Source organism: Rhodococcus gannanensis, assembly GCF_042681175.1.
GTDB classification, from domain to species: Bacteria; Actinomycetota; Actinomycetes; order Mycobacteriales; family Mycobacteriaceae; genus Rhodococcus_G; species Rhodococcus_G gannanensis.
Window position 1 is genome coordinate 76,734 of the sequence record NZ_JBHUFB010000006.1, and the last position, 15,332, is coordinate 92,065.

Consider the following 15,332-nt stretch of genomic DNA (forward strand, 5'->3'; position numbering starts at 1 on the left):
GCAGCGCGGTGGTGACGGTGCGCTGGCGGTCGACCGGCTGCCACGGACGCTCGCGGGCCTCCATCTTGGCGCGGCGCTCGGCGAGCACCTCGTCGTCGACCAGCACCTCGAGGGCGCGGGTCGCGACGTCGATCCGGATCCGGTCACCGTTCTCGACCAGGCCGATCACGCCGCCCGCGGCGGCCTCGGGGGAGATGTGCCCGATCGACAGGCCCGAGGTGCCGCCGGAGAAGCGGCCGTCGGTGATCAGCGCGCACACCTTGCCCAGGCCGGCGCCCTTCAGGAAGGCGGTGGGGTGCAGCATCTCCTGCATTCCGGGGCCGCCCTTCGGACCCTCGTAGCGGACCACGATCACGTCGCCCGGCTTGATCTGCTTCTGCAGGATCACCGAGACCGCCTCCTCCTGGGACTCGACGACCACCGCCGGCCCCTCGAAGGAGAAGAGGTCCTCGTCGATGCCCGCCGTCTTGAGGATCGCGCCGTCGACGGCGATGTTGCCGCGCAGCACGCACAGGCCGCCTTCGACGGTGTAGGCGTGTTCGAAATCACGGATGCATCCGCCCTCGGCGTCGGTGTCGAGAGCGCTCCAGCGGTTGTTAGTGGAGAACGGCTCGGTGGTGCGGACGCCGCCGGGGGCTGCGTGGAACAGCTCGAGCGCCTCGTCGGACGCCTTGCCGGAGCGGATGTCCCAGGTGTCGAGCCACTCGTCGAAGCTCGCGGTGTGGACCGTGGAGACGTCGGTGTGCAGCAGTCCGGCGCGGCGCAGCTCGCCGAGGATCGCGGGGATGCCGCCGGCCCGGTGCACGTCCTCCATGTGGTAGTCCGAGTTCGGGGAGACCTTCGACAGGCAGGGCACCCGGCGGCTGATCGCGTCGATGGTGGTCAGGTCGAAGTCGACCTCGCCTTCCTGCGCGGCGGCAAGGGTGTGCAGAACCGTGTTGGTGGAGCCGCCCATGGCCACGTCGAGTGCCATCGCATTCTCGAAAGCCTTGGGGGAGGCGATGTTCCGCGGCAGAACCGACTCGTCCTCGTCCTTGTAGTACCGCAGTGCGGCCTCGACGACGGTGGTTCCCGCCTTGCTGAACAGGGCGCGGCGGGCCTCGTGGGTGGCCAGCGTCGAGCCGTTGCCGGGCAGCGACAGCCCGAGCGCCTCGGTGAGGCAGTTCATCGAGTTCGCGGTGAACATGCCGGAGCAGGAGCCACAGGTCGGGCAGGCACTGCGCTCGACCTCGTCGAGACCCTCGTCGGAGACCGAGTCGTTCGCGCTCGCGGAGATCGCCGTGATCAGGTCGGTGGGCGCCTGCGCGACACCGCCGACGACGACTGCCTTGCCCGCTTCCATCGGTCCGCCGGAGACGAACACCGTCGGGATGTTCAGGCGCATCGCCGCATTGAGCATGCCGGGGGTGATCTTGTCGCAGTTGGAGATACACACCAGGGCGTCGGCGGTGTGCGCATTCACCATGTACTCGACGGAGTCGGCGATGATCTCGCGGCTCGGCAGCGAGTAGAGCATGCCGCCGTGACCCATCGCGATGCCGTCGTCGACGGCGATCGTGTGGAACTCACGCGGCACACCGCCGGCGGCGCGGACCGCCTCGGCGACGATGTCGCCGACGTTCTTGAGGTGGACGTGCCCCGGGACGAACTGCGTGTACGAGTTCGCGATCGCGACGATCGGCTTGCCGAAGTCGGAGTCGGTCATGCCGGTGGCTCGCCACAGGGAGCGGGCTCCGGCGGCGTTGCGTCCGACGGTGGTGGTGCGTGACCTCAGCGGGGGCATGGGCGTCCTTCACTCCTCGGGGCGCCTCCGCCGGACCTGTGGGCTGGGGTCGGCGGAATGCGCTGTGAATCAGGGGACCCGGCGGGCGGGGCTGTTCCGGGCGGTCGTGCGGGGCGGACCCGACTGTCGGCACTGCCGACGGACTGCCCGACCGTCGTCGGGAATTGCCTCAACGGTACTCGCGTGTTACTCGGGGCCCTGATCCGAGTCGGGGCGATCGGCGTCCGACTCCGCCCGCTCCTGCTCACGACGCTGCCGTTCGATCCGGGCCGAGAGCGCGTACGGATCCGTCACGCGACCTCCACTCGCCGCCGCGATCAGCGGGAGTTTCTCGAAGGTGACGACGGGAAGCGACTTCTCGCTGCCGTCGGTCAGCCGGGCGCGGGCCCAGCCGGCGCGCTTGGGGAAGCGGAAGCCCTCGACCTGTTCCCAGGCGATCACCTCGCTGCCGAACGCGCGGCGCACGTGCAGCCCGCGGGTGTCCACGACGGTGCGGACTCGGAGCATCCAGTACGCGACGCCGATCGGGACGATCCACAGCACCGACACCCAGGGCGGGCCGGCGAAGATCACGAAGCTCAGGCCGAATGCCAGGAGCGCTACTCCGAGCAGGCCGAGGCTGGAGATCTGGATGGTCTGCGGGGACGGTTCCGCGGTGTGGGAAGATGGAGGCGGTGGCACGGGCTGCGATGGGGACGACACACAACCATCCTCGCATTGCAGCCGGCGCTCTCACATTCTGGGACGGTCGGCTCACCCAAGTTGACTGTTCACCCTTGACGCGCCTACCTTCGATCGCGTGAAGCAGAATGAGTTGCTCGTAATCGGCCGGCGCGTCGTCGCCTGAGTCGATCTTTCGTCAACTCGCACAGCACGACGCGCCACCCTCGCACAGCAGACCTTGCTGGCGGGGGTTTTTTGTTGCCCGGACGTAGTTCGAATCGTCAACACCAGAGGAATCACCAGTGAGCGCACCAACCGCACGGCCGCAGCCCACGCCGCGCAAGACCGGGGCTCAGCCCGGTCCCACGGCCGCCACCCCCCGACGTCAGGTCGCCCCCGAGCGGGTAACCGGCGCCCAGTCCGTGGTCCGCGCCCTCGAGGAGCTCGAGGTGGACACCGTGTTCGGTATTCCGGGCGGCGCGGTGCTCCCCGTCTACGACCCGCTCTTCGACTCCACCAAGGTCCGCCACGTCCTGGTCCGCCACGAGCAGGGCGCCGGCCACGCCGCGACCGGCTACGCGCAGGCCACCGGCAAGGTCGGTGTGTGCATGGCCACGTCCGGCCCCGGCGCCACCAACCTGGTGACCCCGCTCGCGGACGCCCAGATGGACTCGGTGCCCGTCGTCGCGATCACCGGACAGGTCGGTCGCGGACTGATCGGCACGGACGCGTTCCAGGAAGCCGACATCTCCGGCATCACCATGCCGATCACCAAGCACAACTTCCTGATCACCGACGGCATCGACATCCCGCGCATCATGGCGGAGGCGTTCTACCTCGCGTCGTCGGGTCGCCCGGGCGCCGTCCTGGTCGACATCCCGAAGGACGTCCTGCAGGCGCAGACCACGTTCTCGTGGCCGCCGGAGATGCGACTGCCCGGATACCGTCCGGTGTCCAAGCCGCACGGCAAGCAGGTTCGTGAGGCGGCACGACTGATCGCCGAGTCGACGTCCCCGGTGTTCTACGTCGGCGGCGGCGTGATCAAGGCCGAGGCCTCGGCGGAGCTGCTCGAGCTCGCCGAGCTGACCGGCATCCCGGTGGTCACCACCCTGATGGCCCGCGGTGCGTTCCCGGACAGCCACCAGCTGCACTGCGGCATGCCCGGCATGCACGGTTCCGTCGCGGCCGTCGCGGCGCTGCAGAAGTCGGACCTGCTCATCACGCTGGGTGCGCGCTTCGACGACCGGGTCACCGGTCAGCTCGACTCGTTCGCGCCCGACGCGAAGGTGATCCACGCCGACATCGACCCCGCCGAGATCGGCAAGAACCGGTACGCGGACGTGCCGATCGTGGGCGACTGCCGCGAGGTGATCGTCGAGCTGATCGAGGCGATCCGCGCCGACAAGGCCACCGGCACCACGATGGACCTGACCGCATGGTGGGAGTACCTCGACGGCCTGCGCACGACCTACCCGCTCGCATACGGCAAGCCGTCCGACGGCGCGCTGTCGCCCGAGTTCGTCATCGAGGCCGTCGGCCGGCTCGCCGGACCCGACGCCGTGTACTGCGCGGGCGTCGGCCAGCACCAGATGTGGGCGGCGCAGTTCGTCAAGTACGAGAAGCCGCGCACGTGGCTCAACTCCGGCGGACTGGGCACCATGGGCTACGCGGTGCCTGCCGCAATGGGCGCCAAGATGGGCGCACCGGAGAAGGAAGTGTGGGCCATCGACGGTGACGGCTGCTTCCAGATGACCAACCAGGAGCTCGCGACCTGCGCGGTCGAGGGTGTCCCGATCAAGGTCGCCCTGATCAACAACGGCAACCTCGGCATGGTCCGTCAGTGGCAGACGCTGTTCTACGACGAGCGCTACTCCAACACCAACCTCGGCACCCACGGCGCCGTGCGCATCCCCGACTTCGTCAAGCTCGGCGAAGCCCTGGGCTGCCACGCGATCCGCGTCGAGCGGGAAGAGGACGTCGAGGCCGCGATCCGCGAGGCGCAGTCGATCAACGACCGCCCGGTCGTCATCGACTTCATCGTCGGCAAGGACGCCCAGGTGTGGCCGATGGTCGCCGCGGGCACCAGCAACGACGAGATCATGGCCGCGCGGGGCATTCGTCCGCTGTTCGACGAGGACGAGGCGGCGGACGAGCCCGCCGTCATCCACGAGGCCATGGAGCGCGAGCAGGCCACCACCACCACGGAGGACACCAAGTGAGCACGAGTCACACCCTCAGCGTTCTCGTCGAGGACAAGCCGGGCGTGCTGGCGCGTGTCGCGGCACTGTTCTCCCGGCGTGGATTCAACATCGAGTCCCTCGCGGTCGGTGGGACCGAGATCCCCGAGATCTCGCGCATGACGATCGTCGTCACCGTCGACGAGTTCCCTCTCGAACAGGTGACGAAGCAGCTCAACAAGCTCGTGAACGTCATCAAGATCGTCGAGCAGGAGGGCGAGGCGTCAGTGGCGCGCGAGCTCGTGCTCATCAAGGTGCGCGCCGACGCCAGCGTGCGCACCCAGGTCATCGAAACGGTGAACCTGTTCCGCGCCAAGGTGATCGACGTCTCGCCCGAGTCGCTCACGGTCGAGGCGACCGGTACCCGGTCCAAGCTCGATGCACTGCTGCGCATGCTCGATCCCTACGGCATCCGCGAGATCGTCCAGTCGGGCGTCGTCGCCGTCGGTCGTGGTCCGAAATCGATCACCGCAACCCGCTAGCTAGATTCAACAGGCTTAAACCCACAAGGAAGAGGTAGAAACCAGTGGCAGTCGAGATGTTCTACGACGATGACGCCGACCTGTCGATCATCCAGGGCCGCAAGGTCGCGGTGATCGGTTACGGCAGCCAGGGCCACGCGCACTCGCTGAGCCTGCGCGATTCCGGCGTCGATGTCCGCATCGGTCTGAAGGAGGGCTCGAAGTCGCGGGCCAAGGCCGAGGAGCAGGGCCTGACCGTCGGCACGCCGGCCGAGGTCGCCGAGTGGGCCGACGTCATCATGGTGCTGGCCCCCGACACCGCGCAGGCGTCGATCTTCACGAACGACATCGAGCCCAACCTGAAGGACGGCGACGCGCTGTTCTTCGGCCACGGCCTCAACATCCACTTCGACCTGATCAAGGCTCCGGAGTTCGTCACCGTCGGCATGGTCGCCCCGAAGGGCCCCGGCCACCTGGTGCGTCGTCAGTTCGTCGACGGCAAGGGCGTTCCGGCCCTGATCGCCATCGACCAGGACCCGAAGGGCGAGGGCCAGGCCCTGGCTCTGTCCTACGCGAAGGGCATCGGCGGCACCCGCGCCGGCGTCATCAAGACCACCTTCAAGGAAGAGACCGAGACCGACCTGTTCGGTGAGCAGGCCGTGCTCTGCGGCGGCACCGAGGAGCTCGTGAAGACGGGCTTCGAGGTCATGGTCGAGGCCGGTTACGCGCCCGAAATGGCGTACTTCGAGGTGCTGCACGAGCTCAAGCTGATCGTCGACCTCATGTACGAGGGTGGCATCGCCCGCATGAACTACTCGGTGTCCGACACCGCCGAGTTCGGTGGCTACCTGTCCGGCCCGCGCGTCATCGACGCAGGCACCAAGGAGCGGATGAAGGCGATCCTGGCGGACATCCAGTCCGGCGAGTTCACTCGTCGCCTCGTCGCGAACGTCGAGAACGGCAACACCGAGCTCGAGGGCCTGCGCAAGGCGAACGCCGAGCATCCGATCGAGGTCACCGGCAAGAAGCTGCGCGACCTGATGAGCTGGGTCGACCGCCCGATCACCGAAACTGCGTAAGCAGCTGCGCTGCCTGTGAGTGATTTTCAACCCTCACCGGGGTGCGAATCACTCACAGGCGCGGAGCGCATGTCGAAACCCGATGTCCTCCCGGACGGTGCACACTGTCCGGGAGGACATCGGGTTTTCTCGCTCCTGAGGCAGGTGGTCGATGAGACGTGAGTCGCTGATGCGGTCCTGGCTGCCCGGCGTGGAGGTCGCGAAGAACTACCAACGGTCGTGGCTGCGAACCGACATCACCGCCGGAATCGCACTGACGGCCCTCCTCATCCCGGCCGGCATGGGCTACGCACAGGCAGCGGGACTGCCTCCCGAAACCGGCCTGTACGCAACCATCGTCCCGCTTCTCGTCTACGCGCTCGCCGGGCCGTCGAAGATCCTGGTCCTCGGCCCCGACTCCTCTCTCGCGCCGATCATCGGCGCCGCGGTCCTACCCCTTGCTGCCGGCGACCCGGAGCGTGCGGTCGCCCTCGCCGGTCTGCTCGCCATCTTGATGGGCGCCGTCCTGGTCCTCGGCGGAATTCTTCGACTCGGGTTCGTCACGGACCTGCTCTCCAAGCCGATACGCATCGGCTACCTCAACGGCATCGCCCTCGTCGTGGTCGTCAGCCAGATCCCGAAACTGCTCGGATTCTCGGTGGACGGTGTCAACCTGATCGACGAGATCCGGGAGACCGTGTCCGCGATCGTGGACGGGGCGATCGACCCCACCGCGGCTGGGATCGGCATTGGCGGAATCATCGCGATCCTGGCGTTCAAGCTGTTCCACAGCCGGATCCCGGGTGTTCTCGTCGCCGTGTTCGGCGCCATCGCCGTCGCCTGGTTTCTCGGTCTCGACGACGACATCCCGATGGTCGGTGCCCTCCCGCAGGGGCTGCCCGCGCCGGCCCTCGGCGGGTTGCAGTGGTCGGATGTCGCCGAGTTGATCGTCCCGGCCGCGGGAATCGCGCTGGTCGCGTTCGCCGACACCGGCGTGCTGTCGCGGACGTTCGCCGCCCGTCGCGGTGAGTCTGTGGACGGCAGCCAGGAGATGCGGGCGATCGGCACCGCCAACGTCGCGAGCGGCCTGCTCGGCGGCTTCCCGATGTCGGCGAGTTCGTCGCGGACGCCGGTCGCGGAGCAGAACGGTGCGAAGACACAGTTGACCGGTGTCGTCGGGGCACTGCTGATCGTGGTGTTCATCCTGGTGGCGCCCGGCCTGACCGGGTACCTTCCCGAGGCCGCGCTCGCCGCGGTGGTGATCGTCGCGGCGACCTCCCTCGTCGACATCCGCAGCATCGTCGACATGTGGGCGATGAGCCGGGTGGAGACGCTGCTGGCCGTCGCCGCGTTCCTCGGGGTCGCCCTCGTCGGCGTGCTCGAGGGCATCGTCGTCGCGATCGCGCTCTCGTTCGTCGCTGTCGTCGTGCACGCCTGGCGTCCGTACCGCACCGAACTGGTCGTGGTGCCCGGTGTCGACGGCTACCACGACATCAAGCGCAACCCGACGGGCACCCGGATCCCCGGCCTGGTGATCGTCCGGTTCGACGCGCAGCTGTTCTTCGCGAACGGCGCCATCTTCGACGACTACGTCCGGCGGGTGGTCGGGCGGTCGCCCGATCCCGTCCGCCGGGTGATCATCGCGGCAGAACCGATGACCGGCATCGACACGACGGCGATGGACGAACTCGTCGAACTCGATCAGTACCTGTCCGGCAACGGAATCGAGCTCGTGTTCGCCGAGATGAAGGATCCGGTGAAGGACAAACTGCAGCGGCTGGGGCTGGGGGAACGGTTCGGTTCCGACCACTTCTATCCGACGCTGCACACCGCGGTCGAGGCATTCGGGAGTCGCTGAGCGCCCCTTCCGGTGGCGTCCAGCATGTGGTATTACCCACCCGCGGGGTGATCACGCGGGGGCGGGGCAACTAAGCTGTCCGGGTCACGAACTCGTGGGCGCCGTCCGCGGCCACCGTTCGCGGACGATCCGCCCATGACACCTACCCAGGGGAGTTCACTCGTGAGCCAGAATGGCCGTCCCGTCGTCCTGATCGCCGACAAGCTCGCACAATCGACCGTCGATGCGCTCGGTGACGGTGTCGAGGTTCGCTGGGTGGACGGGCCGGACCGCCCCGCCCTGCTGGCCGCGGTTCCCGAGGCCGACGCGCTGCTCGTGCGCTCCGCGACCACCGTCGACGCCGAGGTCCTCGCCGCCGCGACCAAGCTGAAGATCGTCGGCCGCGCGGGTGTCGGCCTCGACAACGTCGACATCCCGGCCGCCACCGAGCGCGGCGTCATGGTCGTCAACGCGCCGACCTCCAACATCCACTCGGCCGCCGAGCACGCCGTCTCGCTCCTGCTCTCGACTGCTCGCCAGATCCCCGCCGCGGACCGCACGCTGCGGGAGAAGACCTGGAAGCGCTCGAGCTTCAACGGCACCGAGATCCTCGGCAAGACCGTCGGCGTCGTCGGCCTCGGCCGCATCGGCCAGCTGTTCGCGCAGCGCCTCGCCGCCTTCGAGACCAACCTGATCGCGTACGACCCCTACCTGCCCGCCGCGCGCGCGGCGCAGCTCGGCATCGAACTCGTCGACATCGACGAGCTGGTCGAGCGCGCCGACTTCATCTCCGTGCACCTGCCGAAGACGAAGGAGACCGCGGGCCTGATCAACGCCGAGCGTCTCGCGAAGGCCAAGGACGGCGTCATCATCGTCAACGCCGCCCGCGGTGGCCTGATCGACGAGGACGCCCTGCACGACGCACTCGTCTCGGGCAAGGTCCGCGCCGCCGGCCTCGACGTGTTCAACACCGAGCCGTGCACCGACTCGCCGCTGTTCGATCTCGACAACGTCGTCGTCACCCCGCACCTGGGTGCGTCGACGTCCGAGGCGCAGGACCGCGCAGGCACCGACGTCGCGAAGAGCGTCCTGCTCGCCCTCGCGGGCGAGTTCGTCCCGGACGCCGTCAACGTCTCCGGTGGCCCGGTCGGCGAGGAGGTCGCGCCGTGGCTCGAGCTCGTGCGCAAGCTCGGTCTGCTGGCCGGCACCCTCTCGCCCGAGGCCGTGCAGAACGTCCAGGTCGTCGTCACCGGTGAGCTGTCCGCCGAGAACGTCGACATCCTCGGCCTCGCCGCCCTGCGCGGCCTGTTCTCCGCCAGCAGCGACGAGGCGGTCACCTTCGTCAACGCCCCGCAGCTCGCCGAGCAGCGCGGCGTCAGCGTCGAGGTCGAGAAGCACAGCGAGGCACAGTCGCACCGCAGCGCCGTCGAGGTGCGGGCGGTCGCGGCCGACGGCACCGTCACCGCCGTCGCCGGTGCCCTCACGGGTCTGCAGCAGATCGAGAAGATCGTCAACGTCAACAGCCGCAGCTTCGACCTGCGTGCCGAGGGCCACAACATCGTGGTGCACTACGCGGACCGTCCGGGCGTGCTCGGCACCCTGGGCACCGTGCTCGGCAACGCAGGCATCGACATCCAGGCCGCGGCGCTGAGCCAGGACGCCGAGGGCGAGGGCGCCACCGTCATCCTGCGTGTCGACCGGGTCGTCGGCGACGCCGAGGTCGCGCAGATCGTGGAGCAGCTGGACGCCCGCGTCGCGCAGGTCGACCTGTCCTGATCGGTCACTGACGACCGGCTGTGGCCGCGTCCGTTCGCGAACAGTCGAAACGGGTGCGGCCACAGCCGGATTCACCGGTCCTCACGGGTGGCCGGTGCAACGAGGAAGAGAGTCTGTCATGAAGCTTGCGGTCATCCCCGGTGACGGCATCGGCGTCGAGGTCACCGCCGAGGCGCTCAAGGTGCTGCGGAAGCTGGTCCCCGACGTCGAGACGACCGAGTACGACCTCGGCGCCCGGCGCTACAACGAGACCGGTGAGCTGCTGCCCGAGGCGGAACTCGCGGAGATCCGTCGGCACGACGCCATCCTGCTCGGCGCGATCGGCGATCCGCGGATCGTCGGACCGGGCATCCTGGAGCGCGGACTCCTGCTGAACATGCGGTTCCTGCTCGACCACCACGTGAACCTGCGTCCGGCCCGCACCTACCCGGGTTCGAGCTCGCCGCTGGCGGCCAACCCCGAGATCGATTTCGTCGTCGTCCGCGAGGGCACCGAGGGTCCGTACACGGGCAACGGCGGCGCGATCCGCGTCGGTACCGACCACGAGATCGCCACCGAGGTGTCGATCAACACCTGGTTCGGTGCGGAGCGGGTGGTCCGGTACGCGTTCGCGCTGGCGCAGACCCGGCGCAAGCACCTGACCCTGATCCACAAGACGAACGTGCTCTCCAACGCGGGCGCCATCTGGTCCCGCGCGGTCGAGACGGTCGCGGGCGAGTACCCCGACGTGGAGACGGCGTACTGCCACATCGACGCCGCGACCATCTACATGGTCACCGATCCCGGACGCTTCGACGTGATCGTCACCGACAACCTGTTCGGCGACATCATCACCGACCTCGCCGGTGCGGTCACAGGCGGCATCGGCCTGGCGGCATCCGGGAACATCGACGCCTCGGGCACCAATCCGTCGATGTTCGAGCCCGTGCACGGCTCCGCTCCCGACATCGCGGGCAAGGGCATAGCCGATCCGACGGCGGCCATCCTGTCCGCGGCATTGTTGCTGCGCCACCTGGGGCGTGAGGACGACGCCGCGAAGATCGAGCGGGCCGTCGAGGCCGACCTCGCTTCCCGCGGCGACGCCCCGATCGTGACCTCCGAGGTCGGCGACCGGATCGCCGCTGCAGTCTGATCGACGCAGTCTCCGAGCCACCGAACACCGAGTCGGGTCCGCACGGTACTTCGTGCGGACCCGGTCTCGTTCCGAGCCGAGACCGGCCCGACCGACGTCCGCGGCTGGGTTCTCAGTTCAGACTGGTGACGAGCCAGTCGACGGTGTGCATCCCGAAAAGCTCAGTACCCCAGCGGTAGACGTCCGTCAGCATCACGTCCGTTCCGCAGTCGAGCGGGTGGTACGTGACGTCGGTGCCCCCGGCGCGGTATCGATCGGCGAGGTCGCGTGCCTCGGCGGCGGGGGTGATCCCCATGAAGGAATTGTCGCTGCCGCAGTTGGTGATCAGGACCTTCGACGTCGGTGCGGCACTCTCGCCGAGGTTGTTGTCCGCGAACACCGACTGGAAGTCGGCGATGTCCGCGGGTTCCTCTCCGGACGTGAACAGCGCGTTCAGAGGGAGGAAGGGCGTGCCGAAATAGGTGATCTGGCAACTGTCGCGGAAGGCGTCGGCGAGGGCCCGGCCTGCAGGCGTGAGCTTGTCGTCGATCCGCATCTGTGGGTACTGGGGCTCGAGTCCGAGCAGGGTCGCGAACGCGAATCCGGATCCCAGCCCGCCGGAGGCGAACTCGATGAAGTTGCGCTGGTTCACCGCCATCGCCTCGAGAACCGTCGCCCGGAGGTTGATCTCCGGCGCGTAGTGCGGCTGGTACTCGGCCGCGAACCCACCGCCGACACCGCCCCCGGCGATTCCGAAGATGCCGACCGGGTTCGCCGGATTCAGCCCGAGTTCGTCGATCTCGTACGCGGCGCGAATTCCGTTGAGCAGTGCCATTCCTGCGTAGCGGCCGGCGAAGACGCCGTGCGGGTTCGGGTCGGCGTCGTTGCCGACGTCCGAGATGACGGTGGCGACCCCGGCACTCCACAACTGTGCGAGCGGTCCGAGCGCGGACCACGCGGAGGCGTCCTCCTGGGCGCCGCCGCTCCACTGGGACGACGGGTGGCAGTTCGCGCCCACCGAGTCGTTCGCCTCCTGGTAGGCGACGAGGGGACGGGACGCGTCGTCGCGGCCGTCCTCGGGGACCATCACGACCCCGGTGCTGATGTCGAGGCCACCACGTACGTCCTCCGTGACGTACATGATCTTCCACGCGGACAGGTTGCCCGGTCGCACGCCGATGAACTGGACGTCGAAGGGTTCGGCTCCGAGCAGAGTGCCCGGTGCCTCGTCGCCGCGCAGTGGTGGTTCCGCGTAGAAGGGATCGGGCGCGGACAGTCCGTCCGAGATCTGCTGGGGAGTCGCGAGCGTCCCGTCCCGGAACGTCCCGAGCGTGTAGTCGGTGAAGATCTCGCCGAGTGACGGTGCCCCGAAGTCCGGCTCGGCGGAGGCGACAACCGGTGACGACAGTGTCGTCGAGGCAGCGAGCGCGAACGCGGCGACGCCCGCGCGACATCGAGCGCGAGTCACCCGCGGAATGCGAATCGGGGTCACCGGTACTCCGTTCCGGACGTGGGCGGTGGACCTGACCCGCCTGTGAGCGGGAGAAGTGAACCACAGGTGTCCGGCGAGTCGACGGTGTACGCGCCGGGCGTCCTCGGTTTCGTCGACGGAAGGGTGTGGACGTCGAACGGGCCCGTGCGGAGGTTTGCGCGGGCCCGTTCCGGGGAGCGATCTGGACGTTCGGCTCGTGCCGAGGTCAGTTCACGGTGAGGCGAGTGCCCGTCGCGACTTCCTCCAGGAGCTGCGGGATACGCGCCGTCGCGCGCTGCGACTCGAACTGGCGCTCGTATGGCACCCGCAGCGCGTCGACGAGACCCGGGTAGTCGTTCTCCACCATCGCCCGGTAGCGCGGCAGCAGTTCGGTGCTCACGTACGCCCACCGCTGGTCGAAGATCGACCAGTCCCACGCCGGGAGGGGCGTGGTGAGTGCTGCGGTGCGGCCGTCCGGCAGGGTTCCGGTGACCACGATCGGATCGAACTCGCGCAGCGCGGGGACCCCGGCGATCGACGGCGAACCGACGAGGGTCATCGCGTAGGTCAGGGCTTCGCCCAACCCGCCGCGGTATGCGCGGGTGTCGTTCCACAGGTCACCGACGACGGTGTCCTGCTCGCGGCGCAGCAGCGCCGTGTTGCCCGCGGCGATGCGCTCCGGGTCGCCCGACGCCACGTCGTACCACGCCGAGAGGACGTCGTCGGGGACGAGTCCGGCGTCGTGGAACTCCTCGATCGCCGCCAGTCCCTCGTGGGTGTACGCATAGTGCATCGGCATCAGGTCGTCGAAGATCGCCTTCTGCATGATCACCACCCGGCGGATGAACCAGTCGAGGTCCTCGGAGGTGAGTTCGCCCGCGCGCTCGGCGAGCACTCGGAGGCCGGCGGGGAGCTGGGCGGTGGCGGCCGGTCCGAAGGCCGACTCGACGGCCGTGATCACCGTGTTCGCCATCTCCTGCAGGCCGGGCAGACCGTAGATCGAATTGACGAGTTCGATGTCGGCGATGCCGCCTCCGAAGTCCCCGCCGACCATGCCGCCCATGCCGGCCCACTGGAGTTCGCGGTGGTTGATCTGGAAGTTCTCGTAATACCGGTACGACTTCATCATGTTCGTCCGGTTCGGGGTGAAGCCCGCGCTCGGGTCCCAGGCGGCGAGGTCGATGCCTGCCTCTGTGGTGGCCTGCACGAGGCGGTACTGGAACAGCAGCGCCGCGTACTCCTCGGCCGACCGGCCCGACGCGCGGGCCGCGTCGACCAGCTCGGTGAGTTCGGCGAGGTCCGTCGGCAGAGCCGCGTGCACCCCGCCGGGAGCCTGGTCTGCGAGGCGGTTGACCAGAGGCAGGTTCAGCACCTGGTCGAGCTCCGTCGCGTGAGCGGTCGGCCCCGCGACGAGCGAGGCGGACAGCAACGCCACGGGAATTGTCGTGCCGGCGAGCAGCCGCGCGAGCCGGCGAGAGAACAGGGTCATGGATGCCTCCGTCGGGTGTCTCCGGGCGTGCCCGGGTGGTCGGTGTCGTCGTTTCCGGTCGTCGGTGTCACGGCAACGCGTGTCACTGCACTTCGTGGATCAGCCAGTCGACCGTGTGCATTCCGTACAGCTCGGTCAGCCACCGGTACGGCTGGGTGACCATGGTGGCGTCGGAACAGTCGAGAGGCTGGTACGTGATGTCGGTTCCCATCGCTCGGTAGCGCTCGACGAGCGCGGCCGTGTCGGCAACGGGAACCACCATGAGGAACGAGTCGTTGGCCCGGCAGTTGCTCACCAGGACCTTCCCGCCCGGTGCCGCGTCGCGCCCGAGGTCGTTGTCCGCGAACACCGCCTGGAACTCGGGGACGTCCGCCGGTCTGGTTCCGGAAGTGAACAGCGTGTGCAGCGGCAGGAACGGCGTTGTGAAGTACGCGATCTGGCAGCTGCCCCGGAAGTGGTCGGCGAGTGCGCGCCCTGCGGGGGTGAGCTTCTCGTCGATCCGCATCTCGGGGTACTGCGCCTCGAGGCCGAGGAGGGTGGCGAACGCGAAGCCGGCGCCGAGGCCGTCGGCCGAGTAGTCGACGAAGCTCCGCTGGTCGGGCACCATCGCCTCGAGAACGGTGGCTCGCAGGTCGATCTCCGGTGCGTAGTGCGGCTGGTATTCCGCTGCGAACGCCGCACCGACGCCGCCGCCTGCGATCCCGAAGGCGCCCACCGGACTGTCGACCCGGACGCCCGGAGCGCCGACCTCGAAGGCAGCTCGGATGCCGTTGAGGACCGCCATGCCCGCGTAGCGCCCGGCGAAGCTGCCGTGTGGTGCGGGATCGGCATCGTTGCCGACGTCGGTGATGACGGTGGCCGCTCCGGCACTCCACATCTGGGTCAGCGGGCCGACGGCCGACCATCCGGACGGTTCGACGGGTACACCGCCGGTCCACTGCGAGGACGGGTGGCAGTTCGCGCCGACGGAGTCGTTCGCCTCCTGATACGCGACGACGGGGCGCGTGGCGTCGCCGCGATCGTCCTGGGGAACCATCATCACGGCGGTGCCGATGTCGAGGCCGCCCTTGACGTTCTCCGTGACGTACATGAGTTTCCACGCGTTGAGGCCCGCGGGCACGACGCCCGCGAACTGGACGTCGAAGGGCTCGGAGCGCAGCAGGGTGCCGGGCTTCTCGTCGCCGCGCAGCGTCGGCTCGTCGAAGAAGTCGTCGGCTCCGACGAGTCCGTCCCAGATCTCCTGGGGGGTCGCGAATCTGCCGTCGCGCAGGGCGCCCACGGTCTGTTCGGTGAGGACCTCGCCGGGTGCGGGGACGTCGAGGGGAACCGCCGTCCCGGGATTCGGCGATGCGGCGGCCACCCCGCCGAACGGGAGGCAGGCGGCGAGTGCGAGGGCTGTGAGAGCGAGACGTCGCGCTCGTGGAGGGCCGGGAATCGGCACCGGTG

General features: G+C 68.8%; 11 protein-coding genes. 6 read left to right on the forward strand and 5 right to left on the reverse strand.

The genetic code is table 11. The features are described from left to right. Both ilvD and ACFSJG_RS03510 read right to left on the reverse strand, forming a co-directional pair. Nucleotides 1–1,783, reverse strand: a 1,783-nt coding sequence (gene ilvD / locus ACFSJG_RS03505) for a dihydroxy-acid dehydratase (protein WP_378483823.1), incomplete at its 3' end; no start/stop codon positions are given. Nucleotides 1,784–1,969: 186 nt separating this feature from the next. Further along, nucleotides 1,970–2,485 (reverse strand): PH domain-containing protein, encoded by a 516-nt coding sequence (locus tag ACFSJG_RS03510; RefSeq protein ID WP_378483824.1) that lies wholly within the window; start codon nt 2,483–2,485, stop codon nt 1,970–1,972. A gap of 263 nt (nt 2,486–2,748) precedes the next feature. Here ACFSJG_RS03510 and ACFSJG_RS03515 point away from each other — a divergent pair, with 263 nt between their 5' ends. The 6 genes from ACFSJG_RS03515 to ACFSJG_RS03540 all read left to right on the forward strand — a co-directional run bounded on the left by ACFSJG_RS03515 (nt 2,749) and on the right by ACFSJG_RS03540 (nt 10,947). After that, nucleotides 2,749–4,665 carry an acetolactate synthase large subunit gene (locus tag ACFSJG_RS03515; protein ID WP_378483825.1) on the forward strand — a complete coding sequence of 639 codons (1,917 nt, stop codon included), beginning with the start codon at nt 2,749–2,751 and terminating at the stop codon, nt 4,663–4,665. After that, nucleotides 4,662–5,165 carry an acetolactate synthase small subunit gene (gene ilvN / locus ACFSJG_RS03520; RefSeq protein WP_378483826.1) on the forward strand — a complete coding sequence of 168 codons (504 nt, stop codon included), beginning with the start codon at nt 4,662–4,664 and terminating at the stop codon, nt 5,163–5,165. Before ACFSJG_RS03515 ends, ilvN begins: the two co-directional genes overlap by 4 nt. A 56-nt stretch (nt 5,166–5,221) precedes the next feature. Further along, nucleotides 5,222–6,223 (forward strand): ketol-acid reductoisomerase, encoded by a 1,002-nt coding sequence (ilvC, locus tag ACFSJG_RS03525; RefSeq protein WP_378483858.1) that lies wholly within the window; start codon nt 5,222–5,224, stop codon nt 6,221–6,223. A gap of 151 nt (nt 6,224–6,374) precedes the next feature. Continuing rightward, a complete protein-coding gene (locus ACFSJG_RS03530) occupies nt 6,375–8,060 on the forward strand; it encodes a SulP family inorganic anion transporter (protein WP_378483827.1) in 1,686 nt (561 codons plus the stop codon). Between the two features lie 162 nt (nt 8,061–8,222). Then, on the forward strand, nt 8,223–9,815 hold the full coding sequence (serA, locus tag ACFSJG_RS03535) for a phosphoglycerate dehydrogenase (protein ID WP_378483828.1): 1,593 nt from the start codon (nt 8,223–8,225) through the stop codon (nt 9,813–9,815). Nucleotides 9,816–9,933: 118 nt separating this feature from the next. Next, nucleotides 9,934–10,947 carry a 3-isopropylmalate dehydrogenase gene (locus ACFSJG_RS03540; RefSeq protein ID WP_378483829.1) on the forward strand — a complete coding sequence of 338 codons (1,014 nt, stop codon included), beginning with the start codon at nt 9,934–9,936 and terminating at the stop codon, nt 10,945–10,947. Between the two features lie 112 nt (nt 10,948–11,059). On the opposite strand, the gene ACFSJG_RS03545 is transcribed toward ACFSJG_RS03540, so the two are convergent. The 3 genes from ACFSJG_RS03545 to ACFSJG_RS03555 all read right to left on the reverse strand — a co-directional run bounded on the left by ACFSJG_RS03545 (nt 11,060) and on the right by ACFSJG_RS03555 (nt 15,327). Beyond that, the gene (locus ACFSJG_RS03545; RefSeq protein ID WP_378483830.1) at nt 11,060–12,418 is read right to left on the reverse strand and encodes a lipase family protein; all 1,359 of its coding nucleotides are present in this window, start codon (nt 12,416–12,418) and stop codon (nt 11,060–11,062) included. A 205-nt stretch (nt 12,419–12,623) separates the two neighbouring features. Further along, on the reverse strand, nt 12,624–13,886 hold the full coding sequence (locus ACFSJG_RS03550) for a hypothetical protein (RefSeq protein WP_378483831.1): 1,263 nt from the start codon (nt 13,884–13,886) through the stop codon (nt 12,624–12,626). An 82-nt stretch (nt 13,887–13,968) separates the two neighbouring features. Further along, the gene (locus tag ACFSJG_RS03555) at nt 13,969–15,327 is read right to left on the reverse strand and encodes a lipase family protein (protein ID WP_378483832.1); all 1,359 of its coding nucleotides are present in this window, start codon (nt 15,325–15,327) and stop codon (nt 13,969–13,971) included. Nucleotides 15,328–15,332 lie beyond the last annotated feature (5 nt).